Genomic DNA, 26,493 nt, shown 5'->3' on the forward strand with positions numbered 1-26,493 from the left:
GGTCGAACTGACGTGAGGGAAAGCCCGGCAGCGTCCCGCAGGCGCAGACGACGAACCGACATCGTCTGGGTCTGCGGGGCCTCGCTGCTCCTGCTGGTACTCGGATGGATCGTCATCACGATGCGGGACCTGTCCGCATCGCTGCACGAGGCGAGCGTGCAGCGGGACGCTCTCGCGCAGCAGGTCCGCGACCTCGGCGCCACCCCCGTGGCCGGCCCGAGCGGGAAACCCGGCACGAACGCCACCGGATCCCCCGGAGCCAAGGGCGACAAGGGCGATACCGGCTCACCCGGCCCGACCTCCACCATCCCCGGACCCGCCGGCGCGACCGGGCCCGCGGGCCCCGCAGGTTCCCCCGGCCCGTCCGGCGCCCCGGGAACCCCGGGAGCCGGCGGTGCAGCCGGACAGAACGGGACGGACGGAAAAGACGGACAGAACGGCAAGGACGGCACCAACGGGACCGACGGCAAGGACGGCCAGACCTGCCCCGACGGATACAGCCTCCAGCCCGACCCGGACGATCCCGACAACCTGGTCTGCCGGCGTGACGACGCCACCAGCAGCCCCTCACCGACCGAATCACCCACCCCCACCGACAGCGACAGTCAGCTGCTGCCCGGGCTGCTGCTGCACACCGGCTGAAGAAGGGAGCCACCCATGGCCAGTCCGGCCGCCATCCGCCGCCCCCGGCACGACACCAGCGTGATCGCCGCGGTCACCATCGTCGTGCTCATCCTGGCGGGCGTCTTGACCTGGCAGAACTCACGCGCCCAGGAACGCCTCGCAGGCCTTCGCAGCGGCCAGAGCACCGGCCTCGCCCAGCGCACCGACCAGCAGCAGCTCACCTGCGCCCTGTGGGCCGTCCTCCGCGCCGAGCAGACCGCCCAGGTACCCGCGGACGTCCGGTCGGCCGCCGACCGGATCTGCTCCACCGTCCCCACCCCCACCCCTGCTCCGTCCAGAAAGCCTCTGACGGGATCGAACTGAAAGACCTGGAGTGACACACGATGGCGAACTTCGTCTTCAACATCGCCCTCGGCAAGGTGGCCTACTACGCCAGCCTGCCTGCCGCGAACGACGGCCTCGTCCTGATCCCCCTGGAGACCAGCGGCCTGGAAACCGACGCCGTCCTGCGCGACAAGCACGACTTCCCCTCCGTCGTCGCCGGCACCACCAACGAGCAGACCACCGTCACCAGGAAGCCGCTCGCCAGCGTCACCGTGACCGTCGACGACACCAACGACCGCGTCGCCGTCGACGCCGCAGACGTCACCTACACCTCACCAACGGGCAACCCGATCAGCGCCTTCGTGGTCTGCTACGACCCGGACACCACCACCGGAACCGACGCCGACCTGATCCCGCTCACCAAGCACGACCTGACGTGGTCCCCGGACGGCAACACCTTCGTCCTGTCCATCGCGGATCTCTACCGGGCCAACTCCGCCGCCTGACTCCTGCTGACCTGACGGCGAAAGGCTGCCATGGCGAGCTTCACCGACGACTTCAACCGCTCGAACGCCACCGACCTGGGCGCCGGGTGGGTAGAGGTGTCCGGCGACTGGTCGATCGTCTCCCAGCAGCTCAGCCCGGGCGCCGCGGGCGGCACGATCATCCTGCGGGCCGCCGGGGCGATGGCCAGCAACGACCACTATGCGCAGGTCACGATCGCTGCGACCACGACAGCAAGCCAAGGCGTGTGGTGCCGCGGCAACAGCAACATCAGCCAGGGCTACCTGCTGCGCAACAACGGCAGCTCGTGGGACCTGTTCTCGGTCGTCGGCGGGTCCTTCACGGTCATCGGCACCTACGCCGTCGCCGCAGCAGCGGGCGATGTTGCGAAAGTCCAGGCAGTCGGATCGGCCATCAAAGGCCTCATCAACGGCGTCGAACGCATCTCCGTCACGAACACCGCGGTGACGACGGGCACCAGCGTCGGCATCCGCTCCGACTCCGCGGGCGCGATCCGCTACGACGACTTCGCCGCCGCCGACATCACCGCCGGCGCCACCCTCGGCATCGCAAGCAGCGTCGACACCGCGCAGGCGCTGACGGGGGCGAAAGCGGCCACGCTCGCCGTTGCCGCGGCATCCGACAGCGCCCAGCCCATGGCTGGGGCCAAGACCGGCCCGCTCACACCAGCCGAGGAGGTGGCCGCTGCCCAGCCTCTTTCCGGAGCCAAGACGACGCCGCTCACCCCACCTGGCCAGGTGGATGCAGCGCAGGCACTGACCGGCGCCAAGGCGGGTGGTCTCGGCATCGCCAGCATGGTCGAAGCCGCGCAACCGATCGCCGGTACCAAGACCGGCATCCTCACACCGGCCGTCGAAGTGGACGCCGCCCAGGTACTGACCGCGGCGGAGACGGAGACAGGAACGCTCGGCACGGCCAACACGGTGGAGACGGCCCAGCCACTGGCGGGCGTCAAGACCGCAACCCTGACGCCAGCGCTCGAGGTCGACGCGGCGCGTCCGGTCAGCATGCCGTCCACGATCGTTCCCAGCCGGTACCGCACCTACAAGGTGCCGGCAGAACCCAGGCGTCTCGCCGTGGCCGCCGAACACCGCACTCTGACAGTACGGAGGTAGTCACGTGCCCGACCACTTCGCCAAGGACCCGGCGGCCCTGCTGGATTACAGCTGGGACTGGTCCGACTGGCTGGCCGATACCGCTGACACCATCAGCTCCGCCACGGTCACCGTCCCTTCCGGGCTGACGGCCGTCGGATCGCCTGTCATTGGTGACACGCTGGTCACTCAGCGGGTGTCGGGCGGTGCCCTCAACGTGTCCTACCGGATGGTCTGCCAGATCACCACGGCCGGAGGGCTGATCGATGAACGGTCGATCTACCTGGCAATCGCCGACCGCTGACAGGGGGCGACCGCGCGGTTGGGCACCGTCGGCCCGGTCACCGGCGTACGTACGATGGCGGCATGCCCACTGCTGACAGACCGAGACCGCCCGCCCCGGAGTGCCCGCCCGCCTACGTGGGCCCGTGCCAGAGGTGCCAGCAGCCCACCCACCGGTACGGCCCCGGCGGCAATCCCCTCTGCCCCGTCTGCCTCGCACCCGTGCGTGCCGGGCAGGGCAAGCGGGCGCGCTGAAGCCCCGCACGGTGGCGGGGCTTCCTCAGAGGCCTTCCTTCTCCAGCTTGTCGGCCATGCGCTTCAGCAGCTTCTCGGCGCGGTCCATGCCCGGCTTCAGGGGACCGTCGGCGGGGAGCTGGTAGTCGCGGTCCATGGCAACTGTGTCGGCGGCGTTGCGCAGGACTACAGATGGGCTGACGGCCTGGTTGTCGATCTGGGCCTTCAGCCGCTCGATCTCCAGCTCTGCTTCGAGGGCGCGGTCACGCCACCGGTTGCCGAACTCCTCAACTGATTCGAGGGCCATGGTCGGTGTCCTCACTTCTCAGCGTCGGTCTTTACCGCGGTCCGGTTGATGTACTTGGTGCACTTGCCGCACGTGACCTCGGCGTCGTCAGGCAGCCACTGGTGTCCCACCTGGGGGTCGAGCCATATCAGGCAGGCCGTGTTGTGGCCGCCGGCGAGGATGCTTCGGACGGCGTGGACGGGGTCGGTTCCGACGTGCTTCGCGCGGAGCGGGAACCGAACCGGGGGCAGAGGCATGATCGGTGTCCTCAGTCTCGGTGGTACCGGTTGACGTGGTTGTTGATGCTCTCCCGGGTGCCCCGGTAGCCGCAGCCGCGCGGGCACTCCTCCCAAATCCCCTTGCCGACGGCCTCCTTGGTGACCGACCCCTCGGCGTTCCGGTCGTGAACGGGGCGGTAGCCGTGGGCGTGGAGCATCTGTGCGACGGAGGAGTCGTGGTGGATGGCGAGGAACGCGGCCTCGGCGGTCTTGTCGTGGCCGGCGGCGAAGAACCGGCCGTAGCCGATCTCTCTGCCGCAGCCGCAGTAGCAGAACCCGGTGGGCTCGGCGGTGTCTGTCATGCCGTCAGGCTAGCGAAGCTTGACCACTCAAGGCAACCCAAGGAATCCAAGGATTGCGCCCGAAAGTCGACCTGTAGAAAGGCCCGTAGGACGCCCGAACTCGGGAACGCCGGTAGGCGGAGACCTTCCAGCACCCCACAGGCCGCCAGGCGCCTGCACAGCCAATCCGGGATCAGATCGGGCGCCCGGAACTACTAGTGATCTACCAGTTCATCCCGAACTAGTAGTTCGACGCGGGATCACGTGCGCTGGCCCACGATAAGCTCACATGCCGTGACCGACCAGGATCCGTACACGCTTCCGCCGAAGCGTACGCAGCAGGACATCGATGCGCTCGTCGCCTTCATCCGGTGCAGAGTTGAGTCGCTCCGCGATACAGCGCGTTCCAACACGGAGGAGTACAGGGTCTCCCAGGCCCTGCTGGACATCACCGCCTACATCCTGGGGACCGCTCAGGCCGTCATTGAACGTGGCGATAATCCGGGCTCGCAGTACGGCAGCCTTGCCGTGGTGGCTCGCCGTTGGGACCGCCACCCCGACTTTCAGCCCGCATGGAGCGAGTAGGGAACAGCGCGCCTGGCTCTGGGTAATGTTCCTGATCTCGGCCCAGCAGCGCGGGGGAACGACGTTCTGATCGCGCGGGACGATGGTGGGATGAGCACACCGATCCTCGCCTGCAAGGGCTGCGGTGCCACGAAGCCTGAACCGGACACCACCCCCACCGACCTGTTCCCTTCCGAGCACTGCGGCGAGTGCCCGCCCTGGACGTGCGGGGACTGCGGTGAGCAGTGCAGCGCGGCCGCCCTGTGCTCCTGCTGGATCCGCTTCAACGGGATGGCCCTCGCTGACATCAAGGCCGTCTTCGCTGCCGACGGCTTCTTCAGTCTCGGTGGCCTTGGCACGACGGGAGGCGAGTGATGGCCGATTCTCTCGCATCGCCGTGGGTCCCGGACCGCGGTCCGGTCGATCCGAGTCCGCATATCTGCATGTACGGAGCCAACCCCGGCCCCGGCTGCGGAGCGCCCGGCACCTGGCACATTGAGTGGGAGGCTGGCCGGCAGTCCATCAGCTGCGACACGCACATGGCCGTCGTCCAAGCGCGCTGGTTGTACCGGGACCGCCACGCGCTTGGAGCCGACTGCGCCATGCCCAACGCCCGCTGGCTACCGGACCGCTGCGAGATCCTGGGGGAACCGACCGCAGCGGCCGCGGCGGCGGAGATGGTCCCGTCTGGCGTCGGATAACCTTCCGTTCTCCGACGCCGGCCCCCGCTGCCACACTCCTGATCTGCGGTCCGAGGGATCACGCGGTGCAAGTCCTACGGCGACACGGACTGGCGTGACGAGACGGGGACAGGTTCACCCGAAGTGGGTGACGGCGCGGACGGCGTCGGCGCTCCAAAGGGGCTGGGTTCCCCTGCTGGTGGCAGGGGCGGGCGCGTCACCGTTCCGGACGGCGAGGCGCCAGTCGTGGGTGGCGATGCCGTGGTAGGTGGCGCACTGGCTGGCAGTCCAGTAGGTGGTGTCGGGGTTGATCCGGACGGAAAACCGGTCCTGCCGGTCGTCTTGGAGGGACTGGAGGCGGGCCTGCCGTTCGGTTTCTTGCGCGGCTCGTCTGGCCTCACGTGCAGCCCGGCGGGCCTGCCGCTCGGCTTCCCGTGCCTGGCGTTCGGTTTCCCGCCGTGCCTGGCGTTCGGTTTCCCGAGCCTTGCGTTCCTCTGCATCGACGGTCAGACGTCGCTTCCTGTCCTCTGCCGCGCTGCGAAGTTCCTCGGCGCGCCGAACAGCGTAGTCCTTTACGGCTTCCGCGTCCCAGTATGGAGTCGTGGCGTGCGCAGGTGTGACGGGAACGGGCGCCCCTGTGGCCCGGGGGTCGGCGGCGTACCTGCGCCAGGTGGTTTCGGAGATGCCCAGGTGCGCAGCGCATTGAGGGGTGGTCCACAGGACGCTTGGTGTGCTGGCTGGCATGGCTCGCATTCTACGGGACGGCGATGAGAGAAGCGCATAACGTGTGTTCTGCGCCGGAACGCCGGCCGTCGGCACGCCCTTGATCTGCACTCTGAGGGATCGCGGAGCCCCGCCTACTAGATAATTACTGTTATGTGGATGCCCCGGCTGGCGGGCCATCAGAGCACGCTCAGGAGGACAGATGGACGACGCCGAACTGACCGTCCGAGTCATCGCAGCTTCCGGCCCACCAGTCGTGGACGACCTCACCACCTTCCTGCGCAAGCGCATCTCCAACGACAGGGAAGCGCTCAATGCAGCGCCCGCCACGGACCCGGCTGACGACCTACCGCCACTCGGCTTCATCGCCCGCGTGAACCACAGCACCATGGCGTATCTGCCCCTGGCGCGCTTCCGCGCGCACCTTGATGCGGTGGAATCCACCCTCGACAAGTTCGAAGCGGCACTCAGTCACGTGTTGCGCGGCAAGCAGATGGGCTGGGATTCCAACAACGCCCAGGTAGCCCTCACCGCGTACATGGACGTCATCAAGCTCCATGCTCTGGAGTACGCCACGCACTCGGACTACAAGGAGAACTGGCGACCGTGACCGAGCTGGTTCACGCTGCCCGGCCGGGCCAGCTCGCCACGCGCAACCGCAGCGCCGCCGACGACTGGCCCGACGAAGCACTCGACTTCGCCAACGAGTTGGCCACCCACTACCCGGCAGGCGACCCCTACCCGGGCTTGGTCGGCGCCTGGATCGCCCGACAGAAGACGAAGAACACCCGCACCACCTACGTACGCCAGTACCGGGTCTGGGACGCCTACGCCCGCGGCACCGGAACCCACCCGCTCCAGGCCCGCTTCCCCCTCGCCGAAGCGTTCTCCCGCCACCTGGAAACCGCGCCCACCCTGCGCCCGGTCAAGGGAGGCCACCGTGGAGAGAAGGCCCCCACCGGACCCCCGCGTTCGGACGCCGCCCGCGCCAACCTCCTGTCCGCCTGCTCCAGCTTCCACAAGTACGCGGTCCGCGCCCTGGGCGACGGCCACGACCCCTTCGACCTCGTCGCCCGGCCCGAACTGGACCAAGACGGATCCGCCACCCAAGGCAGCACAGAAGAAGAATCAGCTCAACTCCTCGCCGCAGCGCACAAAGACGGGCCCCGCTCCTACGCCCTGTTCCTCGCCATCTACACCATGGCCCTCCGACTCGACTCGGCCCTCGCCGCCCAGGTTGAAGACCTCGGCTACGACAAAGGCCACCGCACCCTCAACGTCAGGCTCAAGGGCGGCCGCCGAAAACCCAAGGTCGTCCCCCCTGCGACCGGACACGCCATCGACGTCTACCTGGCCGGCCGCACCACCGGTCCACTAATCCAGACCCGAAACGGCAACCCTCTCGACCCCGCCTACGTGTGGAAACTGGTCCGTCGACTCGCCACGCAGGCCGGGATCTCCAACGCCGCCACCTTCCACCCGCACGTCCTCAAACACGACGCCGTCACCCACGCCCTGGACGCCCCCGACGCCAAGCTGCATCACGTCCAGGACTTCGCCGACCACATGGACCCTCGCACCACGAGACGTTACGACCGGCGCCGCGGCCGCCTCGACAACAGCCCCGGCTACCGGATCGCCGCACGCATCGCAGAACGCCTCCCGGGAGGCGAGGACTAAACGGGCGCCTCGCCGAGCGCGTCGCGCAGGTACTCGGGCAGGGCCTGGCGGACGTCCGGGCCCGCCTCCCACCCGCCGGCCGTCAACTCGGCCGCGGTCACCACGGCTTCCGTCCCAGTGTCGGTGCGGGCGATAGCGCGGAACGTTTCCCCGCCCCGGGCCGGAGTCCCCGCCAGGTAGCCGGCCAGGACCGCCCGGGCGATGTCGGCAGGGTCGGCGCTGGTGGTGGCCCTGCCGTAGCCGCGGCATAACCACACCCGGCTGAACGGCTCCAGCAACTCGATTTCCCAGGTCAGGCGGACTGGTGTGTCTTCGCAGGTCATACCCAGATCCTGCCCGCCGCCGGGCACGCGCACGACCAATACCCGCCAGTCACCTCAGGCTCAGTTCACTGACAAGGGAACACCCACCAGATTCCGTGGCACCGTCTCTGTATGAGGAGTCACGACACCACAGAAGAAGCCCTCGCCGACCTGCGCAAGGCAGCACAACAGCTCCAACGAGCTAAGGCCGCGTACAGGAAGGAACGTCCTCATGCCAGGACCCGACCTGAGATCGCCGCGCCGTTCCGCGACGCTAGGGAAGAACTGCGGCAGACCGCGATTCGCGCTGTCCACGCTGGTGTCCGTCAAGCCGAAGCGGCACGAATCTCGGGCTTCAGCAAGGCTCAGGTCTCTCGCCTCGCGCGGGGAGCCAGATCAGGGTCGGACAAACTACCTCCAGCCGAATACCTGGTGCATACCCTGCCGGCAGTAGAGATCGCAGACCGGTACAAGGCAGGTGAGAGCGCTGTCAGTCTCGGCGAGGCATTCGGATGCAGCAGTTACACCATCTGCCACGTCCTGGAACGATCTGGTGTGTCACGCCGGAAGGGTAGCTCCAAAGATCTGCCCGTCGCTGATGAGGAGTTGGCCCGCCGGTATGTGGAGGACCGTGCGCTGATCCAGGACCTTGCCGCGGAGTGCGGGGTGAGGCCGGAGACGGTTTCCGCTCGTCTTGCAGGTGTCGGTGTCGTCGTTCCGGGCCCGGTACTCCCGAAGCTGTGGCCCGGGGACATGTCCCCGGGCCACAGCTTCGGGAGTACCGGGCCTAGCACCGAGTTCATGAATCCTGAATGCCGAGAACCTTGCAGGTCAGCGCGCTAGACGGGCATCAGCGGCCTTCCCGCACCGGCGAATCGGCGTTCGGGATCGGTGCGTCACCGCAGGTCAAGGGCGATTACAGCGAGCTACTTGTCACTTCGCCGCAGCTTCGGGAGTGCAGGGCCTTCCGGTGGGCAAGCGGCGGATGGATCTGCCCGACGCTGAGATCGTGCGCAGGCACAAGCAAGGTGAGACGATCTCCCAACTTGCTCGGTCTTACCAGGTGTCGTTTCCCACCATTCGGCAGCGCATCCGTGAGCACGGGCCAACAGAGAACAGGTCCTGACCTCAACTCGCCGGCACGTCCCAGAACCCGGTGTGTGCAAGCGCGTCCGCGGTCACGGGCGGCGTCCGCTGCGCCAGCACCGACGACGTCGCCGCGATCTGCTGCACGATCTTGTTGGGGTATTCGGAGACGATGCCCTGCCCGCCCTCCCCGATGATCAGTAGATGCACGCCCTCGGCCGGCTTGCGCCGCCTGGGCAGGTACTCGCGGAGCGCCGCCGAGGTGAGCGCCTCCAGGGTGTACTGGTGGCCGACGTTCTCGTGGTCGTCGGGGGCGCGTACCTCGTAGATCTGCTGCCCCGTGCCGAGAGTCACCTCGTACAGGTGCCGCACGTCCATGCGGACGATCTTCCCGGGGCGCAGGCCTTCCAGGCACAGGTAGGCGATCAGCCGGTCGCGCAGGTGGTTGCGGGAGTTGTTGGCGGACCATCCGCCGACCGCGGCGAGGAACGCGGCGCGTTCCATGGGGTCCAGGCGCTTGGGGGAGATGGCGTCCCGGTCCACGCCGGAGCGGAGCATGGTCAGGTCGGGTGCGGCGCGGATGATCTGGCGTTCAGCGGCCGCCGTGTAGTACTGGGTGAGGGAGGTGATGCGCCGGTCGTGGGACTTGGCGGCCTCCGGGAACTCCTGGGCGAGCTGCGCGAGGGCTGCTGGGCCGTCGAAGGGGCGGTTGCCGAGGTAGCCGGCGGGGCGCAGGTAGCGTTCGTCCGCCCACGCGGCCACGTGCTCGATCCCGAAGGAGTAGGGGTCGATGCCGCGCTCGGTGCACCAGGTGAGCCAGTTGGCGACATCGCTTCGGTAGGCGATCTGGGTGGAGGAACGCAGGGTGCCGGTGGCCAGCCAGTCGGCGAGCAGCGCATGGGGGTCCATGGGTCTTCAGTATGCCCACCGTACGTAATGGATCAAGTTTTCATGAAACCTCAGACCCCCACCCACTCAGGGGAGTCGCGCGCGCTGGGTCCTGTGCCGTCCCACGTCGGGCACCATGGCTGCCTGGTGGTGGGGCCTTCCTGAGGTTTCACGGAAAGATCACTGTGGTGCGTGGACGGGGCTCGGCCAGGCCCCTCCCTGGCCGGGTGAGAACACGCTATGCGCGATCCGCCCGCTTGTCCGAGCCGCTTCCTCCCGGCGCGTCACGCCCCAAGTTGGCCAGACTCAGCGACCGCCCGCCTGCAGCCCCGGCAGTCCACCACCATGTGACGAGGCATCACGGTGCCACCCTCGCCGACTCTCTCTTCGCAGGCCGTCCAGATCTGTTGCGTCCTGCCGACGACGAACGGAGCCGTCGCATGAACGCGTCGGTCACCTCGGCGCTTGTGCCGGCCGGTCCATTCCTCGTTGGTAGCCCATGCGGCAGGCGCAACGGGTGGGGCACTGAACGCCTTGGCCATTCGGCGAGCCTTCGCCAGCTTTTCGGCCTCGGTCTCTTCCGGGTTCCACAAGGCGTCCACGGTGCTCCTCTCTACAGGCCGGGTATTGCGTCTTGGTCGACGTGGTGGTCGGGTGTCGTGGTGCGGTAGTCCGGATCGCATTCCCTTCCCCATCCCCTCAGCCGAGAGTCGAGGTCGGTCAGTTCCCTTCGGCAGCCGCGGCACCAGACGCGTCGGCGCAGGCCCGGGACGGGTCCGGTGAGGGTCTCCTGCTGCTGCTCGGCCATGGTGTCCAGTGTGATCCGTGGAAGGGCTGTACGGGTGACGAGGTCCTGGGCTACGCTTCGCTCACGCGATCAGAGTCAGGCCACCAACCCCGGTGTGGGGCGGTGGCCTTCGTGTTGTTCGGTGTTACCGGCGGGCCAGGAGGTATGGCTTGCGGGAGCGAGGGCCTCGCCGCTCCACCGTGTAGCCCGCGGATCGCAAGGTCTCGGCGTAGGCGTCGACCTTGCGGTGCCGTTCGGCAGCCATCTTGTCGTCGCTGATCCGGTCGTCGTCCAGCAGGTCCGGCTCGGGCATCCGGTGCGCGATCCGGACCTCGCCGTTGCCGTTGTCGTCCACGACGTAGCCGGGTGCGGTGCACTTCCCGTAGCTGTCGCTGACGGACACCTTGTGCTGGGCGAACAGAACTCGGGATGCCTGGTCGACGGCCTCCGAGTAGGCGAAGCGGGGCATGGTGGGCTCCTATGCGGCGAGGCGTACGCGGGGACGGTAGTCGGCGTCGTCGGGGTCGCGCTCCAGCTCGAAGTAGATGAGCGCGGTCTCGTCATCGGCCGGGGGTTCGGCGGGCCGCTCGTACACGGTGGGCTGGGGGCGGCTGAGGACGAACGCGATGCGGTGCACGGTGTAGGCGCTGATGCGGGAGATCGTGAAGGTGCGTTCGGCGTCGGTGGGGTCTTCGGTGTGGGCGAGGCGGCACATGGCGTGGATGCGGATCTCGCCGGCCTGGGTGGTGCTGAAGGCGTACGGCTCGATCGTGCGGATGGTGGTGGTGCCGTCGCGGTCGGTGTAGGTGATGGTGACGGCGTGGCCCTTGTCGATGGCCTTGTACAGGTCGGTGAGGGTCTTGGTGGTGGTTTGGTTGGCCGTCAGGCGCATCGTGGGCTCCCCGTGTTGGTGCGGTGTGGTTCCACAATATCGCGTCACGCATTGCCAGGCAATGCAGAGACGGGTATTGTTGGGATTGTTGGGGCGTCCGCCCCGCCCGCCAGGCCGACCGGCATGGCGTCACAATGCTGAATGGAGGACACTGGCGTGGCACATGCCCCCACCACGCGCCGCCCACCCGGATACCCGACAACGAGGCGGCGCCTGCTGAAAGGACACCGCCCCGTGACGACGGACCAGAACCGCGCCCTCGCCGCCCAGGGAGCAGCCCGGCTCCGCAAGGACGGCCTGCACGATGAGGCGGCCGCGATCGAGGGGTTCCTGGCGCCGGGCGGCTGGGTGCTGCTGCGGGACTCCGACACCCGGGATCTGAGTCCGCTGTCGCTGATGATGACGACCGAGCTGAAGGCGGATCTGCGGGCGGCGTCGGCCGAGTTCGCGATTCCGCTGCCGGCGCTGGCCGAGGAGGGCTACCGGGCGGTCCTGGAGACCGGCTGGCGGCCGCCGAGGACGATGTCGGTGCGGCCGGGTGGGAAGCGGACCACGCTGCAGGTGAGTGTGGACAGCGGGCTGCGTAGGCAGGTCCAGGAGGTGCTTCCGGGGATGACGCGGGAGGCCGGGCACCGGGTGACGGAGTCGAGTATCGCGATCGCGTGGATGTGCTCGGAGCTGGGTGTGGACCTGGGTACGGCGTCGACGCTGACGGTGGTGCTGCCGCGTCCGTTGCGGGATCACTTCGTGGCGGCGGCCGGCGCGGCCGGTGTGGACTTGGACGAGGTGGTCAATCAGCGTCTTCGGGAGCTGGTGGACGGTTCGTGGGAGTTGCCGCGTCCGTCGCGGGCAGCGAAGGGGTCGCTGGCGGGTGTGGAGCCGGGGAAGTTGACGGTTCGGATCCGTGAGGAGTTGGCGTTGGCGCTGGTGGAGTTGGCGCCGGTGCTGTCGGAGCGTCTGAGTTTCCGCCTGTATCCGGGGATGATCGTCCGCTGGATTCTGATCGACCGGCTGGGGCAGCCCGCCGTGTAGGCGTTACGGGGCGGCCGCGCCCACGGGGCCGGCGGCCGTCCTTCATCACTTAGCTCATAGGAGACCTGATGCCGCAGGGCATTGAGGCCCCCGCCAGCATGACGGCGGAGGGCCAGACCTCGCACACCCAAAACCAGGACCAGCCGTCCATCTACCAGCTGATGGCTCTCGTCATGAACGATGTCAGGGATGTCGGGAAGAACGGGTTCAACGACCACCAGAAGTACAAGTTCCGTGGCGTCGACGACTTCATCGGAGCCCTCGCGCAGCCGCTTCGCAAGCACGGCGTGTTCATGATGACGGAGATCCTGGACTTCCAGACGTCGGTGCGGGGGAAGATGAACGCCACGCACATGCGGGTCGCGTTCCACTTCTACGGGCCGGCGGGTGACTGTGTCACCGCGACCACGCTCGGGGAGGCGTCGGACACGGCGGACAAGGCGTCGAACAAGGCGATGTCGGCGGCGTTGAAGTACGCGCTCATGCAGACGTTCATGATCCCGGTGGATGCGGGGTCGCTGGATGACGGGGACCGGGATCATCCTGTGGGCCAGTCGTCTCCGGCGGACTCCTACATGCAGCGGCTGCGGAAGCCAGCCGTGTGGAACAACGTCACGGCGCTGCAGGCGATGCACTCGGAGGCGAAGGCGGACGGCCTGCTGCAGGAGACCGTGTACGCGCCGGGCGGCGAGGAGATGCCGCTGGGGGAGCTGATCGTGGCCCGCGGCCGGACGCTGAAGGCAGAGGCTGCGGAACGTGCGGAGCGGCAGGCTGCTGAGGCGCCGGCTGTGGCCGCGCAGGTGGCGGCGGAGGCCGGGACAGCGCCCGCTGCCGAGGACGAGCCCACGCCGCCCTCCAGTACCCAAGAGGGTCCTCGGGAGGCGTTCACCCGGCTGACTGAGCAGTACCGGAACTGCTGGGGCAACGAACTGGCGTTGCTGCAGATCCGGGTCGAGGGCAAGCAGCTGGGTCTGAGTGAGGAGCGGGTGCAGGGTCCGCCGCCGGAGTCGGCGTGGACGACGTTCGATGCGCTGCTGGAGGCCCGGATCGCCGAGCTGAATGCTGAGAAGAGCAGGGCCGCCTGATGGCCAGCTCTTCTCAGCAGCGCGTTGACGTCTTGGAGCCGCCGCCGGTCCGGATGCGAGACGGCGTGGATATGTCGTTCGAGGACGTGCCGTATCCGGTGGTGCCGGCGTTCACCCGCCGGCCCGTTGTTCATCTCGCGGTTGAGTGTGAGGGCGTGTACTGGAACCGCGGAATGAGCGTCCGTGTGCTGGTGCGTACGCGGTGTGGGAAGAGCGACCTGGCTGCGGACCGGCGATGCATGTCCTGGGTGGCAGAGTGCAAGCGGTGCTTCCCGTCCGAGGCGGCCGGCGGAGAGCGGAGGGCCGCCTGATGGCCAAGCCGATCCCGTGCGACGCCGACCTCCTGTTTGTAGAGAGCCTCGCCTCCGGAACCGTGCACATTGCCGTGCGCTACAGAGCGGGCCACCTTGCCCAAGACCAGGTGATCGAGACTGTCACTGGTGGCGGCGCCTTTGTGGCCATGGCTGTTGCGCCGATGGTGACGCGTTGCGGGAAGCGGACTTTCCCGCAGTTCGAACGCGACCACGAGAAAACCACGCGGTTCTCCGACGACCGTCTCTGCCGAGCCTGCTATCGAACGCTAACGGTTCAGGACCAGGAACGTGCCTTCGAGCACGACCAGCCTGAGGATGCCGGCGACACCGCCAGCACCTGACTCAACCATCCCTACAGTCTCGCGCCACCACTCAACCCACGCCCCGGTTCACGCCGAACGGAGTTCCGTCATGTCCGTATTCGTTCACACGCTGCTCAATCACCCAGCGTTCTGGGTGCTGCTGGCCGTCCTGCTGTTCGCCTTCGTCGGGATGGTGCTGGTCCCTTTGTGGGAGCGGTGGCGGCCGTCGTCGTTCACGCGCGGCCAGCGTGGGGGTGATCTGGCGTGGTGGGGGCTGCTGCCTGCTGACGAGCAGGAGGCCGTCGACCTGAGCGTCATGGATGCGGCCGAGGAGGACGCGTTCCAGGACTGGAAGGCCACGGCGGAGGCCGCTGAGGAGGACAAGCGGCGGCGGGCCGCCGAGCGTGCGGCTGCGATCAACGCCCTGTTCCACCCCTGACCCCGTCCGTTCTGTCTGGCCGGCTTCGAGATGAGAGAGGTGAGTGCCGTGCCTGTTCGTACGTTCACTGCCGCCGCGGCACTCGCCGCGGCGGTTGCCGTTTGTGTGCTGGTGCGCCGGGATCGCGGGTTGCGGCGTGAGGTGGCGTCGCAGCGGCTGATGGCCGGGTGCGCGCACCGGGATGGTGCCGCGTTGTTGGCGCAGGTTCGGGCGTTCGAGGGGCGGCTTGGTCCGCTGCTCGACGTCGAGGAGGCGGCCGGCGGGGAGCCGGTGGCTGGGTTCGAGTGTGTTTCGCGGGAGGGAGGCCCCAGATGGTGACCACGGTCAAGGCAGTGAAGGCAGCGCAGATGAAGTCCTCGGCCAGGTTGCGGGAGGAGTGGCAGGACCACCCGCACTACCGGTATCGGGGGTGCGCCCCGGACGCCGACGACCCGACGAGGATGGCGGGGAATCCCGAGCTGCCGGTGGGCGCCCACCACGGACCGGACTCGTTCGAGGTGGAGGGGCAGATCGAGCGTCGGGAGCGGGAGGCTGCCGCGGTCGAGGTGTGTGTGGGTTGCCCGGTGATGGTGGCGTGTGATCTGTATGCGTCGTCGGTGCGGGCGGATGGGAAGTTGGCGGAGCCGGATGGTGTGTGGGGTGGCCGGTTGGCGTTGGAGCGGCATCGTGCGCTGATTGCGCGGAGGGTGGCGGCGCCGGCGGCTGCGGATCGTCGGTTCCAGACGGCGCAGAAGCGGGCGGCGTTGCGGGCTTTGGCTGTGTGCTGGGATCCGTTCGAGGTGGCGGCCGAGGCGTCGCGGCTGCTTGCGTCGTGGGGTGAGGGGCCGGTGGAGGGGATGGATGTGCGGACGGCGAACTGGCAGCGGTCATCGCTGGTTCGCCTGCTCGGTCTGCCGCGGGATGTGTCCCGGATGCGGGCTCTTGCGGTGGCCCAGGAGCGGGGCCTGCTGGAAGGCGTGGATGTGGTGAAGGATGACGGGTCGGTGCCGGCGGTGCCGCCGCCGACCGCGACGAAGCCTGCGGCCCCCGCGGTGGAGGAGCCGACTGTGGGGGAGCCGGCTGCGGTGGTGGAGGCTGTGCCGGAGATGCTGCCGGTGCTGATGTTGGTCCCGGCCGAGGCCAGTGGGGGGCGGGTTCGTCGTGAACGGCGGTCCCGGCGCCGGGTCGTTCAGGGCCAGGCGGGGTCCGAGCAGCTGGCGCTGGACCTGGGGGCTGCGGCGTGACCGCGGAGCCGGTGTCGGGTGCGGTGCCGTGCGACGACCAGGGTTGGGTCGAGTCGGTGGACGGGGTGCTGGCGGCCCGGGCGCGGTCGTCGGCGGAGTACCTGGCGGGCCTGCTGGCAGCCGCCGAGGTCGAGACCGCGGGCGGCGCCCGGAAGCTGCCGGCGGACTCGTGGCCGGACGTGGATCCCGGGGTGGTGCAGGAGATTTGGGATCGGGCGTGTGCGACGGCGTGGTCGGCGTCTCGGTTCGCGTCGTCGCCGTGGTTGTACCGGGATCGTTTGCAGGGTCTGCAAGCCGCCTTGTCGGAGGCGGGGTTTCATGCGATGGCCGGGACGGTGGGCCGGTCGCGCGGGCTGGTGGCGCGAGCGGGGCATCCGGCGGACTCGGAGATAGCCAGGGAGCACTGACGGGCCGTCACCGATTGTGTGACGAGTCGTACGAACGACACGAGGGGAAGGAGTCGGGACAGATGTGCTGCTCAACCGGTAGGCTTAGCCCCGCGCCAGACGTTCAGTCAGTTGCGAGGCTGGGCGGGAAGCGCACTCCGACAAAGTCGGAAGCCCCCGCTGCCACCGTGGTGGCGGTCCCGGTTTGCGAAGCCAGGACGCGAGGGCTGACGACACCACACAGTTTCCCAACAGATGAAGGTGCCGACATGGCTCAGAGTACCCGGGGTCCGAACCCCGTAGACAGGCTGACCCGCATTTCCGGCGTGAAGATCACACCGCCGACGCATGTGGGCCCTGTCCATTCGATCTCCTCCATCGCATGACCACCCAGGGAGAGGGCCGCATCCGCGAGCCCTACGACCCCATTCCGGACCTGATCGAGCGGGCCGAACGCCGTACTGGTGGCGTGCATCAGCTCAAGGAGATCGCCCGCGTGGCGTTCGACTGGCACCGCCCCGTTCTCGGGTGGGCCACGGATGGCGTGACTCGCGACTCCGAGTCGGGTGAGTTGCTGTATGCGGCGAGCACGGGTTGTGCCTGTGGGTCCGGGGAGTTTCCCTGTCGCTGGCGTCGACAGCTCACCGCTGTCTTCGGCGTGCAAGAAGAGGAGCAGCGATGAGCGCCCGCGCCTGGCCCTCCCGTGAGGAGTGGCAGGCCAAGGCCGAGTACGCCGTCCGGACCGCGTGCACGAAGTACGAGCGGCTCGAACGCGCTCAGCCGGACACCGTGTGGTTCTCCCTCGCCGAAGACCAGGAGTTCGAAGACCTGGCCGCGCCAGCCGCTGCAGAGTTCCGGACGCTCCTGACGGCCGAGATCACCCGCCTTCGCGCCCAACTCCCTGACCGGCCCAAGGAGGGACGGGCGCGCAACGCGTGGTTCGTCGCCTTGGAGGGCCAGGCCTACGAGGACGCCTGCAACCTCGGAGCGCTGGAGGAGATGCGCCGCGACGTCCAGCGGTCCCGCCGCATGGGCCACTGGGGAGTCGTCTGCTGGCAGCTGGGGCGCGTCCGGAAGAACTACACACAGATCGCCTTGCCCGACCATCTGGTCCGGGGCCACGATCGCATGCTCGAGTTGCAAGCGGCCGCCGAGAAGCGTCGGGACGAGGCCGCGGACGCCATCCAGCAGTCCGCCATCGACCGGGAGGTCGTCCGGCGGGCCACTGACGAGGCATGGGCGCAGGAGTTGGAGCGCCGTGCCGCCATCGACCACCCGCGCGTTATCCGCGTGGGGCTGACCCCGACAAGTGAGAGAGACGAGATGACTTAGCGACTTTCCGGCGGGAGGTCCTGAGCCCCTTGGCGGGGGCTTCTTCCTCTACCGCCTGGCCGCTGGTGTTGGCGCACCGCGCGCGGCCTACTTCCACGGATCGAAGTTGGCGCTTCGATCTAAGGCCCCGGATTCCGGAGCGTCCTTCAGGTTCTCACCGAACCAACTCACCACCGAGCGGGCTTTTTCATGTCCGCAGGACGGCAGGTACATAGTGCCTCAGCGCACACCCTCTTGTCAGCTTGGCCGCCCTGGCCATGGCGATTCGCGGCTTATCTCCCCCCGCACGGGCGACACCCAGTGCCCCCCACCCACCCACGACACCCACACCCCCAACACCAAAATCGAACAGAAGGCCGATTACAGTGCAGGCAAGGTCGCTCTCGTGCGCGGCGCCTGCCAGGAGGTGGCCCACACCAAGTCGCGCAGGAGCGGCCCGCGGTGGTGGCGTCGCGCCGTGGCATGGCTGATCGCAGCCGGCCATCACCCACGGGTGACCGCCACCACGCTGCGCATCGCCGAGGACCTCGCCGACCGCATGGACTACACGACCGGGCACGTCCGCTTCTGCATCCTCGACATGGTCGACCGGCTCGGCATCTCCGAGGCGACCATCTACCGGCACGTCGGCTACCTCCGCGAGCTCGGCGCCCTGGCGTGGGCCGTCCATGGGTCTCACGCCAACAGCCAGGCCCCGCAGGGCCTTGAGGGCTACGCGCCCACTGCGACCGTGTACGCCGCGGTGATCCCGGCCGTCTACGACCACGCCATGGGCCACCGGATCATCGGGAACGGGTACACCGCACGGATCATCGTCGACCTCCGCAAGCGCCCCACAGTGCCGTCTCAGCGGGCCTCGGAGCCTGTGGATAACTCGTCTCAGGGGGCTGTGGAAAACTCCGGCCCGGAACCGCTTGAGACCCCTTCCCTGATGGTGGTTAAGAAAGTGGGTCAGGTTCAGGAAGTGGGTGGTTGTACTACTACCGCGCAGCGGCAGCGAAACGACTCCACGCCCAACCAGACCCGGAGGAACAGCGGCAGCAAGCGGGCCACCATTCTCGGCGCGGCCGTCACCGCAGCGGGCATGCAGTTGGGCGACAAGCTCGCCCGGGCCATCCGCCGCCGCGTCCCTTGGGCCCGCAAGGTCACCCACGACCAGCTTCGGTGGGTGTGCGCCGACATGGGCGAGCAGCAGTGGACCGAGGACCAGGCCGTCCGCTTCGTCGTTGAGGCTGGGCACCAGCACGGGGCCGGGTTCGCCTGGCACCCGGCACGCCCCCACCGCCTCATCGCCGCCGAACTCCTCGCCGACCAGGATCGGCAGGCCGAGGACGCCCAGCACCGAGCCGACCTCGCCGTAGCGATCCCGTGGGAACAGTCCACCGCCTACCGCGAGCAGCAGGCCGCACGCGCCTCCCTGGAAGCCCTCTTCCGCAAGCCCCACCCGGAACCGCAGCCGAAGCACGAGTACACCGCCGAGGAACGCGCCCGCGCCCGCATGGACTGGAACGCCTGGCCCGAGGTCCTGGACCACCTCGCCGACGACCAGGACGACGCCATCGCCCTCTACGGCCCAGCCCTGTGCAAGTACGCCATCAGCCAGCAGGCCCGCCTGGGCTCCACCGAGTACGCCCACATCTGACCGGAGGACACCATGCCGAAGAAGACCAAGAACCGCAGCAGCAAGCAGGCCAAGCAGCACCGCCAGGCCAGGGCCCTTACCGCCCGCCAGGACAAGAAGATCGAAGCGATTCTGGACGCGACCGAAGCCGCCTTCCCGGCCGCGTTGGAGGCGGGCCAGTTCCGTGCCCTCCACGGCGACCAGGAGGTGGTGGTCACCCTGGAAGACATCCTGCACCGCGTCAACGCCGACCTGGCCGGGGATGGGGAAACTCCGCTGGGCAGCATCGACGATCTGACCGACATGCTCCGTGACGAGATCCTGATGGGGCTGCTCATCCTGCACCCGGACGATCTCTGGCGGATGCCCGAGGACTACCTGCCGAGGGCGGGCCAGGCATGACCGACGCTCCGCAGATGCCCGGCCGCGATCTGGCCCGGCAGGCCCTCGCCGCCTACAAGGCGACCGCCCGCACCACGCCCGCCGCCGCACCGGCCCGAACACGGCGCAAGCGGGTCACCCGGCCCGGAGACGGCCGCGACCCCATCAGCCTCGCCACCGCCATCACCGGCCTCGGCGCCGACCTCCCCCTTGACGCCGGGCTCGCCGGCGGCAACCTCATCGACCAGTGGCCCACCCTCTGCCCCCAGTACGTCGGCCTGGTCGAACCCGCCCGCTACGACGAGCAGACCGGCCGCCTCGACCTCCGCCCCGCCAGCCACACGTACGCCGCTCAACTCCGTCTCCTCGGCGGCCAACTCGCCAAGCAGATCAACGACAAGCTGGGCCGCCCCGTCGTCCGCACGATCCGTGTCCTGCCCGTCGGCGCCGTCACCGCGGCCCAGCCCGCGCCCGCTGCGCCAGCTGAAGACGACCCGAAGGCGCCGGTGAAGACTCGGCAGCCAGCCCCGCCCGGGTACCGGATCGCCCTCGAAGCCGTCCTCGCCCACCGACCCGAGCGACCACCCGCCGACCCCTACCAAGCAGCCGCCATAGCCCGCCAGGAAGCAGCCCTCCGCGCCAACCGACAACCCGAAGCCGAGCACCGCGACGCCGTCTGGGCCCAAGCCGACGCCGAGACCAAGGCAGGCCCGGCCGCCGGGAGCATGGCCGCCTCCGAACGCGCCGCCCTCGCCTTCAAGCGCCGCGATCAGGCCGGCCTCAACCAGCCCCGCCGCGCCTTCGACACCGCATAGGGCAACCACCGTGGCCCTCGCCCTCATCGGACTCACCGGCTCCCGCTCCTGGACCAACGTCCGCCTCCTCGAGGACACGCTCTTTTACGTCTGGCACGACGCCCTCCAGATCGGCTACACCGGCATCGAGCTCATCCACGGCTGCGCCGACGGCGCCGACACCATCGGCGACCACTGGGCCATCACCAACGGCATCCCGCGCCGCCGACGCCCGGCCGACTGGGACGGCCCCTGCGGCCCCCGGTGCCAGCCTGGGCACCGGCGCCGCAACCGGCGCGGCACCGAGTACTGCCCCCTCGCCGGCCACCGCCGCAACCAGCAGATGGTCGACGAAGGGCCCGTCCTGTTCGTCGCGGCACACCGGGCCGGGAGCACCGGGACCGCGGACTGCCTACGCCGCGCCAAGGCCGCCGGCATCCCCACACTCACCCTCACCGCCTAAGCGCAGGGAACAGTGGGCCGGATGTGGTGCACCGTTGCAGCGATCACCCCAGCACGATCGGAGCCGACCATGACCACCGCCACCACCGCCCAGACCACGCCCACCATGTGCCTCCGCCACGGCGACTTCCACGTCATGGACTCCGACTGCTGGGGCGCCACCATGGACTGGTACGTCGACCATCAGCACCTCGGCGACCAAGCCAGCCGCGACCTCTACCTGGCCGCCGTCGAACGGGAGATGCTCGACAACCTGATCCGGAGCTGCTCATGACCGCCACGCACGTCTACGCCAAGCCGGCCGAGCGACTGGACGACCTCGTGGCACGAACCCTGAAGAACGCCCAGGCGCTCATTGCAGCCCAGGGGCCGCGCCCCCTGCTGCCGTTCCGCCACCAGGACCTGTTCCGCGAGCCCGTCTACACCGACGGGCAACCGTACGACGCCGGCCTGGACGACGAGGACGAGGGTGGCGAGTAGGTGGTGACCACGGTCACCACCTTTGGGTCAGATAGACGACAAGGTGGTGACCAAATGGTCACCACCTTGAGGCTCCGGCACCGCGGTCGCGGCTACCCCAGGTTCCCGGACAGCTCCTCCAGCAGCTCCCGCACAGCGCTCTCCAACTCCTCGGCCTCGCGCCGGGCCCGCCCCGGATCCGACTCGGCCAGGGCGCGGATCCGCTCCACCGCGCGCAGCGGCTCGCTTCCCCCGCCCGTATCCCGCTTCGTGCCCGTCCCGGACTGCTCCAGGACGGCAGGGATTTCCTTCGGCGGCGCGTACCCGAGGAACGTGGCGGCTTGCTTCAGCGCCGTGTCAGTGACGTTGCCGTGCCGGGACGCTTCCATCCACGTCTCCCGGACAGCGTCCGCACCATGGGTGTCGAGTATCGGCACCAGCACCCGCAGCGGGCGTTCCCTCAGCTCCTGCGTCGTCAGGTCCTCGAGTGCCTGGGCCACCGGGGTCACGCGGATGACGTTGTTCGCCTGGTGCTTCTTGATTTGGAACCGGTCCCATGTCAGATCGCCGAACGTGTCGTAGCCGGCGACCTTGTGGAGCTCCTCCTCCTTCATGGCCTTCAGGCGGAGCCCGAGCCCGATGAGGCGCTGCTGCTCGGCGCGTTCGTGGTTGGCGCGGGCCGCGTACTGCACGGCCAGGATGCCGCGGGAGTAGAAGTCCAGCCGCTCCGCAGGGTCGCTGCTGTCCGGTTCGGTGAACTCCGGCATCGGCAGATACCCGGTGGCTGCCGGCCGCGCCGGAACGGCGGGCTCAGATACCGCCGCCGCCGGTTCGCCCGCGGCGGGCACCGCGGGCGCGGGTACCACCGGGATGGATTTCTCGGGCTGGGCCGTCGGCTGCACGGGCTGGACCGGTACCGGAAACTGCTGTTGGCGCCGCTGCCGCTCCGCCTCCTCCCACTCCCGGAGTTGCTCCTCACGCGAGGTGTCCCCGCCCTGCCCAACGACCGGGATGACGGGCGGTTCCTTCCGCCTGCTGCTGCTCACGCCGCCAGCTCCTTCGCCAGGCCCCGCATCACCTCAGCCTGACCGGAGTCAGGAGCATGCTCGAGCAGGGGGATCTGGTAATCGGACGACTCCCGGCCCTCCACCGCGTCCTTCAGGGTCGCCAGCACCCCAGGGGTGGTGAGCTGGTTCCAGCCCTCGTAGAAGCCGCGGGTGCCGACGCCCTTGCGGGAGTCGTAGGCGTTGACGACGAACCCCAACTGGTCGACGACCGCGCCGGTCATCCGGCAGTGCGTGCCGATCTGCTCATTGAGCATCTCGTACGCGTCGAACGACGACCGGTCCGACCACACCGGGATCAGGATCCCCGAGTGGTCGATCAGCTCGCCCGGGCGGCGCTGGACGTAGTTGATGGCAAGGTCTATGGCCAGCCCCAGGTTCGGCGGTCCGTCCAGGATGACGACGTCGTAGCCGTCCTCGAGTGGCGCCAGCGCCCGGGCCAGGCACGTGTCCCGGCCGACCTGGAGCAGGGCCAGCCTGGCGTCCATGAGGAACGCGTCCTTGGACGCGGGCAGGATGTGCAGCCGGCCACCGAACCGCTCCTGCGGCAGCGCCACCAGCGACCGGGCGAGGTGTTTCTCGGCCTCGCCGAGCATGTGCTTGAGGAGGCTGTCCGCGCCCTGGGGGAGGCCGGGGATCTGGAGTCGGCTGGTGAGGTGGCCCTGCGGGTCGTAGTCGACCAGGAGGACGCGCAGTCCGGCCTCGGCCATCGCCTGGGCCAGGCCGGCGGCGACGAACGTCTTGCCGACGCCGCCCTTCTGATTGCCGACCAGGATCCGCTTCACTGGCTGCGACACGAGACGCTGGCTGGGGGACGGATGGAGGCAAAGCCAGTGGACGATGGCTTGTGCCATGCCCTGCACCTTGGTGATACCGCGGGCTTCGCAGTCCTGCGTGAATCGTCCGGGCAGGCCTGGAGGGAGGAAGACGCCCCACGACTTCGCGCCCTTGGTGTCGATCGTCTCGAACACCGAGTCTCCTGTGTCGGTCTCCAGCCACAGGGAGACGGCGTTGGAGGCGGCGTCCTGCATGTTCAGTCCGTGCTCGGCGGCCCGGATCCGGAGGTCTCTGCGCAGTTCAGGCGTCAGATTGACGAGCAACTTTTCGCGCGCCTCATCGGCGCCTGGAGTGGTCATGGCGAGCAAATTACCAGGCTGCCGGTGGTGGTTGGCGGTTCGCGGGCCCTGGAGTTTCTGACCGGCCGGTAACTAGAGGGTGGGCGGCCCCTGTTGGCGTGCGACACGCAAGCGCGGTCGGAGCGTCGGATGTCCCAGCATGTGCCACCGAATCTTGTTGACTAAAAGTCGATAACGCGTGGGGTTGCCCGGGTTTCGTGTCGCCTGATCGTGTGAGTTTGTCGTGAAGAACGTTCCTACCAGCGAGAACGGGTACTGGACTGGACACGCCAGCCCCCCACGGTTGGGTGGCCGGCCGCCCGGGCCGGGCGTGGAGCTCTGTGTGGATCGCAGCCCGCCAGGCACCCGCCCGGCCCCACGGCGGCCAGCCACCACCCGGCATCCTTGCCCAGCCCGGCCGCCTCATGCATCACCTTGGGGAAGACCCCTCCCCGGTGACGCAGCCGAGGACTAGACTGCCGTCAACCTGACGGGCACGCCCACCCGCCACCCGTACCGGTTTCAGCCCACTCCACACCGCCTCCGGCGCCTGCCGGCCGGGCCGTCAACGGGTCAGGCCCTACTTCCCACCACACCCTTACCGCGAGTAGCAGAACCAGCCACCTGGGTAAGGGATCCGGTCACGGCGGAGTTAAAAGTCGACCCGCACATCCCCACTCACATCAAACGGTGTCACAGTGAGGGGTCCGGGGACCGTGGACTGGCAGCCACACCCCGGGACGGGGGCCACCACGCCGACAGGTGGCCGTACGAGACCCACCCTTCCCACTGCCGGAGGAGCGGAGCCCTGCATGTCCGCAGCAGAGCCGGCCAACCCCGTACAGCCCTACATGAACACCGGGGCCCTCGGGGCCGTAATCGATATCACCAAGCACTCCCGGCGGGGGAGCGCAGCACAGGCAGCCCAGGGACGGTGGACCAGCATGACGACACCACCCGACCCCACCCCACGGCCCGGACCCGGCCGGGACCGGACGCCGCTCGAGCTGTTCGCCAACGATGTCGAGACCGCCTTCAATGCGATGATGCCGCGCCACACCCTGACCGACGAGGACACCGCCGCGGTCTACCTGAAAACCCTGGACGTCTGGCAGCGTGCCCTTGAGGGTTCCTCGGCGCAGGGCCTCATCACCGAACCCCAGCTCGCCGAACTCCTCCAGGTCCTGGACGGGATGAGGCAGGCCCCCCGGCTTGTCTGAATATGCCAGCCGATCATGCGGTTTGAGTGAGGGGTGTGCCGTACCGATTCAGCACACCCCGTAGATCCTTTCTTACAAAGCGTTCAACAACGGCCACACCCGTGCCATCATTGGGCGTCCGGAATCACCCGGAGTGACAACTTCCGGCCTCCGGCGCGCGCCCCTGCACGACGTGTACGGATGCCCCGCGCCCCGGGTGGCCGCCGCGAGGGGACGGGGACACATGGCACACACGGACACCGGCGACACCGAAACCGACAGCGCCGGCGTGCGCCTCGCCGAACTCCACCACTACTTCCGGCAGCATCCCGTCACCGGCCCCGAAGGCCACTCCTACACGCTGTCCGGTAACCACCACACCTTCACCGAGACCGGCATCCCCTACAACGTCCGCGTCGCAGACCACATCCAAGCCTCCGTCACCGAGGTCATCACCCGCACCCGCGACGCCAACCCCGACGCCGGCCTGCCGAAGCGCATCGAGGACGTCTACGACTGGGCCCGCGAGCACACCGAGCACGCCCCCGACGACGTCCGGTTCCGCCGCGACACCCTCGAATACCGGCACCGCCTGGAACACGCCATCGCCGCCGGCGACACCGCCGTCGTCCGCCCCCACCGCTGCCCCTCCTGCGGCACCCTCGGCCTCCACTGGAACACCGACCGGCAACGCGCCGTCTGCCTCAACCTGCACTGCGCCCGCACCAACCAGGGCATCAGCCGCTCCTGGACCCTCGGCCGGCTCGCCTTCGAACGCACAGCCACCGAAAAAACCTTGCGGGAGTGTGCAACCTGACCCGGGGTAACCGAGTCGTACTCAGCAACACCGCACCACCAGCACAACATCACCACACAAGGGCCCGCCACCAGCAGGCCCGCCCCGCCTCGGCGCCACCGGAGCTGCGAACGATGGTGCCGCCGACATGGGAGCCCGTATGGCCACAGCAGTCCTCGCCCCCGACACCCACCCCGCGCGTATCCAGGACCCCGTGACGTTCACGGAGTGCGCGCTGCTGTTCATGGAGACCGGGGAACCCGAGTTCGCGGGCAGGCCCGTCAAGGCCGTCGTCCGCAAACTGCAGCGGTGGGCGCAGCAGGACCATCTGCGGCAGGAACCCCGCGGGCGGTGCTTGGTCGTCTCCTACAGCGACCTCCTGGTCGCGCACGCCAACCGGCATCCGGCCCCTCGCCGGTGACCGGAAGGTGAACAGGCCCCGTACCCGGTAGCCCTCGGGGTACGGGGCCTTTCCCACACCCAAACCGTCCGATGCATTGCGTCTCAATGCAGGGCGAGGTACGGTTGTGGTGTTGGTAAGGCAACAAGCCCCCCACCAGGACTTGTTGACCCCGTTCTGCCCTCCCTGGAGCCACCGTGGCCGTGATGACGCATGCCCGCGCACGCACCAACGCCGACTACACGGCCCTCACCCCCGCCCAACAGGACCGCTTCGACGACCTGATGGAACAGGCGGACCACGCGCGAACCGGCGACGCCTACCACGACGCGATGACCGAAGCCGCCCTCACCGCCACCCTCCCGGTGCCCGCCTCCCGGGACATCGCCCGCTGCTCCTGCTACACGGACGCCGGCGGATGCGGCTGCGCCACCATCTTCGACTCCCACGCCCCCGGCGCAGTCGTCACCGCGGTCAGCGACCCCGGCTACAACCTGTCCGGCCTGCAGTGCCCCACCTGCGGCCACGACCACCCCCGGCCCATCGCCGACTGACCCGC

The 26,493-nt window shown here is 68.8% G+C and carries 38 protein-coding genes; 27 read left to right on the forward strand and 11 right to left on the reverse strand.

Translation table 11 applies throughout. The features are described from left to right. The 5 genes from ACFZB3_RS47245 to ACFZB3_RS47265 form a co-directional block, all read left to right on the forward strand. The coding region (locus tag ACFZB3_RS47245; protein WP_391389512.1) for a hypothetical protein at positions 1–642 on the forward strand (642 nt) is incomplete at its 5' end. Positions 643–657: 15 nt separating this feature from the next. After that, a complete protein-coding gene (locus tag ACFZB3_RS47250; protein ID WP_391389514.1) occupies positions 658–987 on the forward strand; it encodes a hypothetical protein in 330 nt (109 codons plus the stop codon). Between the two features lie 20 nt (positions 988–1,007). Further along, positions 1,008–1,454, forward strand: a complete 447-nt coding sequence (locus ACFZB3_RS47255; protein ID WP_391389516.1) for a hypothetical protein — start codon at positions 1,008–1,010, stop codon at positions 1,452–1,454. A gap of 30 nt (positions 1,455–1,484) precedes the next feature. Further along, entirely contained in the window at positions 1,485–2,588 is a 1,104-nt protein-coding gene (locus ACFZB3_RS47260; protein ID WP_391389518.1) for a hypothetical protein, read from the forward strand. A 4-nt stretch (positions 2,589–2,592) separates the two neighbouring features. Continuing rightward, positions 2,593–2,871 carry a hypothetical protein gene (locus ACFZB3_RS47265; protein WP_391389520.1) on the forward strand — a complete coding sequence of 93 codons (279 nt, stop codon included), beginning with the start codon at positions 2,593–2,595 and terminating at the stop codon, positions 2,869–2,871. A gap of 258 nt (positions 2,872–3,129) precedes the next feature. Here ACFZB3_RS47265 and ACFZB3_RS47270 read toward each other — a convergent pair whose 3' ends face one another. Genes ACFZB3_RS47270 through ACFZB3_RS47280 form a run of 3 tightly spaced genes read right to left on the reverse strand, consistent with a single transcriptional unit; the run spans position 3,130 to position 3,949 of the window. Beyond that, the gene (locus ACFZB3_RS47270; RefSeq protein WP_391389522.1) at positions 3,130–3,390 is read right to left on the reverse strand and encodes a hypothetical protein; all 261 of its coding nucleotides are present in this window, start codon (positions 3,388–3,390) and stop codon (positions 3,130–3,132) included. Positions 3,391–3,401: 11 nt separating this feature from the next. Further along, the gene (locus ACFZB3_RS47275; RefSeq protein WP_391389524.1) at positions 3,402–3,626 is read right to left on the reverse strand and encodes a hypothetical protein; all 225 of its coding nucleotides are present in this window, start codon (positions 3,624–3,626) and stop codon (positions 3,402–3,404) included. A gap of 11 nt (positions 3,627–3,637) precedes the next feature. After that, positions 3,638–3,949, reverse strand: a complete 312-nt coding sequence (locus tag ACFZB3_RS47280; protein ID WP_391389526.1) for a hypothetical protein — start codon at positions 3,947–3,949, stop codon at positions 3,638–3,640. 273 nt (positions 3,950–4,222) lie between these two features. On the opposite strand from ACFZB3_RS47280, the gene ACFZB3_RS47285 reads away from it, so the two are divergent. Together ACFZB3_RS47285 and ACFZB3_RS47290 are read left to right on the forward strand one after the other, a co-directional pair. Further along, positions 4,223–4,513, forward strand: coding sequence for a hypothetical protein (locus ACFZB3_RS47285; RefSeq protein ID WP_391389528.1), 291 nt, complete (start codon positions 4,223–4,225; stop codon positions 4,511–4,513). Positions 4,514–4,603: 90 nt separating this feature from the next. After that, positions 4,604–4,867 (forward strand): hypothetical protein, encoded by a 264-nt coding sequence (locus tag ACFZB3_RS47290; protein ID WP_391389530.1) that lies wholly within the window; start codon positions 4,604–4,606, stop codon positions 4,865–4,867. A 440-nt stretch (positions 4,868–5,307) separates the two neighbouring features. Here ACFZB3_RS47290 and ACFZB3_RS47295 read toward each other — a convergent pair whose 3' ends face one another. Further along, positions 5,308–5,916 (reverse strand): hypothetical protein, encoded by a 609-nt coding sequence (locus tag ACFZB3_RS47295; RefSeq protein WP_391389532.1) that lies wholly within the window; start codon positions 5,914–5,916, stop codon positions 5,308–5,310. 181 nt (positions 5,917–6,097) lie between these two features. On the opposite strand from ACFZB3_RS47295, the gene ACFZB3_RS47300 reads away from it, so the two are divergent. Together ACFZB3_RS47300 and ACFZB3_RS47305 are read left to right on the forward strand one after the other, a co-directional pair. After that, complete coding sequence (locus ACFZB3_RS47300) at positions 6,098–6,505, forward strand: DUF6221 family protein (protein ID WP_391389535.1); 408 nt, start codon at positions 6,098–6,100, stop codon at positions 6,503–6,505. Next, positions 6,502–7,575: a tyrosine-type recombinase/integrase gene (locus ACFZB3_RS47305; RefSeq protein WP_391389537.1), complete on the forward strand. Its 1,074-nt coding sequence runs from the start codon at positions 6,502–6,504 to the stop codon at positions 7,573–7,575. The genes ACFZB3_RS47300 and ACFZB3_RS47305 overlap by 4 nt, the downstream gene beginning before the upstream one ends. Here ACFZB3_RS47305 and ACFZB3_RS47310 read toward each other — a convergent pair. The 5 genes from ACFZB3_RS47310 to ACFZB3_RS47330 form a co-directional block, all read right to left on the reverse strand. Further along, entirely contained in the window at positions 7,572–7,898 is a 327-nt protein-coding gene (locus tag ACFZB3_RS47310; RefSeq protein WP_391389539.1) for a hypothetical protein, read from the reverse strand. The two genes, ACFZB3_RS47305 and ACFZB3_RS47310, sit on opposite strands and share 4 nt — an antisense overlap. A 1,107-nt stretch (positions 7,899–9,005) precedes the next feature. Beyond that, a complete protein-coding gene (locus tag ACFZB3_RS47315; RefSeq protein WP_391389541.1) occupies positions 9,006–9,872 on the reverse strand; it encodes a hypothetical protein in 867 nt (288 codons plus the stop codon). A 592-nt stretch (positions 9,873–10,464) separates the two neighbouring features. Next, positions 10,465–10,659, reverse strand: coding sequence for a DUF6011 domain-containing protein (locus ACFZB3_RS47320; protein ID WP_391389543.1), 195 nt, complete (start codon positions 10,657–10,659; stop codon positions 10,465–10,467). A gap of 124 nt (positions 10,660–10,783) precedes the next feature. Continuing rightward, positions 10,784–11,107, reverse strand: a complete 324-nt coding sequence (locus ACFZB3_RS47325) for a hypothetical protein (RefSeq protein WP_391389545.1) — start codon at positions 11,105–11,107, stop codon at positions 10,784–10,786. Positions 11,108–11,116: 9 nt separating this feature from the next. Beyond that, the gene (locus ACFZB3_RS47330; RefSeq protein WP_391389547.1) at positions 11,117–11,530 is read right to left on the reverse strand and encodes a WYL domain-containing protein; all 414 of its coding nucleotides are present in this window, start codon (positions 11,528–11,530) and stop codon (positions 11,117–11,119) included. 234 nt (positions 11,531–11,764) lie between these two features. Here ACFZB3_RS47330 and ACFZB3_RS47335 point away from each other — a divergent pair, with 234 nt between their 5' ends. The 14 genes from ACFZB3_RS47335 to ACFZB3_RS47400 all read left to right on the forward strand — a co-directional run bounded on the left by ACFZB3_RS47335 (position 11,765) and on the right by ACFZB3_RS47400 (position 21,381). Then, a complete protein-coding gene (locus ACFZB3_RS47335; RefSeq protein WP_391389549.1) occupies positions 11,765–12,562 on the forward strand; it encodes a hypothetical protein in 798 nt (265 codons plus the stop codon). A gap of 68 nt (positions 12,563–12,630) precedes the next feature. Further along, a complete protein-coding gene (locus ACFZB3_RS47340) occupies positions 12,631–13,647 on the forward strand; it encodes an ERF family protein (protein ID WP_391389551.1) in 1,017 nt (338 codons plus the stop codon). Between the two features lie 310 nt (positions 13,648–13,957). Continuing rightward, on the forward strand, positions 13,958–14,302 hold the full coding sequence (locus tag ACFZB3_RS47345) for a hypothetical protein (protein ID WP_391389553.1): 345 nt from the start codon (positions 13,958–13,960) through the stop codon (positions 14,300–14,302). A gap of 70 nt (positions 14,303–14,372) precedes the next feature. Continuing rightward, positions 14,373–14,702, forward strand: coding sequence for a hypothetical protein (locus ACFZB3_RS47350; protein WP_391389555.1), 330 nt, complete (start codon positions 14,373–14,375; stop codon positions 14,700–14,702). Between the two features lie 311 nt (positions 14,703–15,013). Then, on the forward strand, positions 15,014–15,925 hold the full coding sequence (locus tag ACFZB3_RS47355) for a WhiB family transcriptional regulator (RefSeq protein ID WP_391389557.1): 912 nt from the start codon (positions 15,014–15,016) through the stop codon (positions 15,923–15,925). Beyond that, positions 15,922–16,332, forward strand: coding sequence for a hypothetical protein (locus tag ACFZB3_RS47360; RefSeq protein WP_391389559.1), 411 nt, complete (start codon positions 15,922–15,924; stop codon positions 16,330–16,332). The genes ACFZB3_RS47355 and ACFZB3_RS47360 overlap by 4 nt, the downstream gene beginning before the upstream one ends. Positions 16,333–16,693: 361 nt before the next feature. After that, complete coding sequence (locus ACFZB3_RS47365; protein WP_391389561.1) at positions 16,694–16,993, forward strand: hypothetical protein; 300 nt, start codon at positions 16,694–16,696, stop codon at positions 16,991–16,993. Continuing rightward, on the forward strand, positions 16,990–17,643 hold the full coding sequence (locus ACFZB3_RS47370) for a hypothetical protein (protein WP_391389563.1): 654 nt from the start codon (positions 16,990–16,992) through the stop codon (positions 17,641–17,643). The genes ACFZB3_RS47365 and ACFZB3_RS47370 overlap by 4 nt, the downstream gene beginning before the upstream one ends. A 493-nt stretch (positions 17,644–18,136) precedes the next feature. Next, a complete protein-coding gene (locus ACFZB3_RS47375; protein ID WP_391389565.1) occupies positions 18,137–19,285 on the forward strand; it encodes a hypothetical protein in 1,149 nt (382 codons plus the stop codon). A 12-nt stretch (positions 19,286–19,297) separates the two neighbouring features. Beyond that, positions 19,298–19,666, forward strand: a complete 369-nt coding sequence (locus ACFZB3_RS47380) for a hypothetical protein (RefSeq protein ID WP_391389567.1) — start codon at positions 19,298–19,300, stop codon at positions 19,664–19,666. Beyond that, a complete protein-coding gene (locus ACFZB3_RS47385; protein WP_391389569.1) occupies positions 19,663–20,460 on the forward strand; it encodes a DciA family protein in 798 nt (265 codons plus the stop codon). Before ACFZB3_RS47380 ends, ACFZB3_RS47385 begins: the two co-directional genes overlap by 4 nt. Before the next feature lie 10 nt (positions 20,461–20,470). Further along, on the forward strand, positions 20,471–20,902 hold the full coding sequence (locus tag ACFZB3_RS47390) for an SLOG family protein (protein WP_391389572.1): 432 nt from the start codon (positions 20,471–20,473) through the stop codon (positions 20,900–20,902). Between the two features lie 69 nt (positions 20,903–20,971). Continuing rightward, entirely contained in the window at positions 20,972–21,175 is a 204-nt protein-coding gene (locus ACFZB3_RS47395; protein WP_391389574.1) for a hypothetical protein, read from the forward strand. Continuing rightward, on the forward strand, positions 21,172–21,381 hold the full coding sequence (locus ACFZB3_RS47400; protein WP_391389575.1) for a hypothetical protein: 210 nt from the start codon (positions 21,172–21,174) through the stop codon (positions 21,379–21,381). The genes ACFZB3_RS47395 and ACFZB3_RS47400 overlap by 4 nt, the downstream gene beginning before the upstream one ends. A gap of 92 nt (positions 21,382–21,473) precedes the next feature. On the opposite strand, the gene ACFZB3_RS47405 is transcribed toward ACFZB3_RS47400, so the two are convergent. Next, entirely contained in the window at positions 21,474–22,406 is a 933-nt protein-coding gene (locus tag ACFZB3_RS47405) for a hypothetical protein (RefSeq protein WP_391389577.1), read from the reverse strand. Then, the gene (locus tag ACFZB3_RS47410) at positions 22,403–23,560 is read right to left on the reverse strand and encodes an AAA family ATPase (RefSeq protein WP_391389578.1); all 1,158 of its coding nucleotides are present in this window, start codon (positions 23,558–23,560) and stop codon (positions 22,403–22,405) included. The genes ACFZB3_RS47405 and ACFZB3_RS47410 overlap by 4 nt, the downstream gene beginning before the upstream one ends. Before the next feature lie 923 nt (positions 23,561–24,483). On the opposite strand from ACFZB3_RS47410, the gene ACFZB3_RS47415 reads away from it, so the two are divergent. The 4 genes from ACFZB3_RS47415 (at position 24,484) to ACFZB3_RS47430 (ending at position 26,488) form a co-directional block, all read left to right on the forward strand. Continuing rightward, positions 24,484–24,759, forward strand: coding sequence for a hypothetical protein (locus ACFZB3_RS47415; protein ID WP_391389580.1), 276 nt, complete (start codon positions 24,484–24,486; stop codon positions 24,757–24,759). Positions 24,760–24,982: 223 nt separating this feature from the next. Next, entirely contained in the window at positions 24,983–25,555 is a 573-nt protein-coding gene (locus ACFZB3_RS47420) for a hypothetical protein (protein ID WP_391389582.1), read from the forward strand. 139 nt (positions 25,556–25,694) lie between these two features. After that, a complete protein-coding gene (locus ACFZB3_RS47425; RefSeq protein WP_391389584.1) occupies positions 25,695–25,955 on the forward strand; it encodes a hypothetical protein in 261 nt (86 codons plus the stop codon). 185 nt (positions 25,956–26,140) lie between these two features. Next, entirely contained in the window at positions 26,141–26,488 is a 348-nt protein-coding gene (locus tag ACFZB3_RS47430) for a hypothetical protein (protein WP_391389586.1), read from the forward strand. The last annotated feature ends 5 nt before the right edge of the window (positions 26,489–26,493 follow it).

This window comes from Streptomyces sp. NPDC008092, assembly GCF_042957285.1.
In the GTDB taxonomy this organism is placed as follows: domain Bacteria; phylum Actinomycetota; class Actinomycetes; order Streptomycetales; family Streptomycetaceae; genus Streptomyces.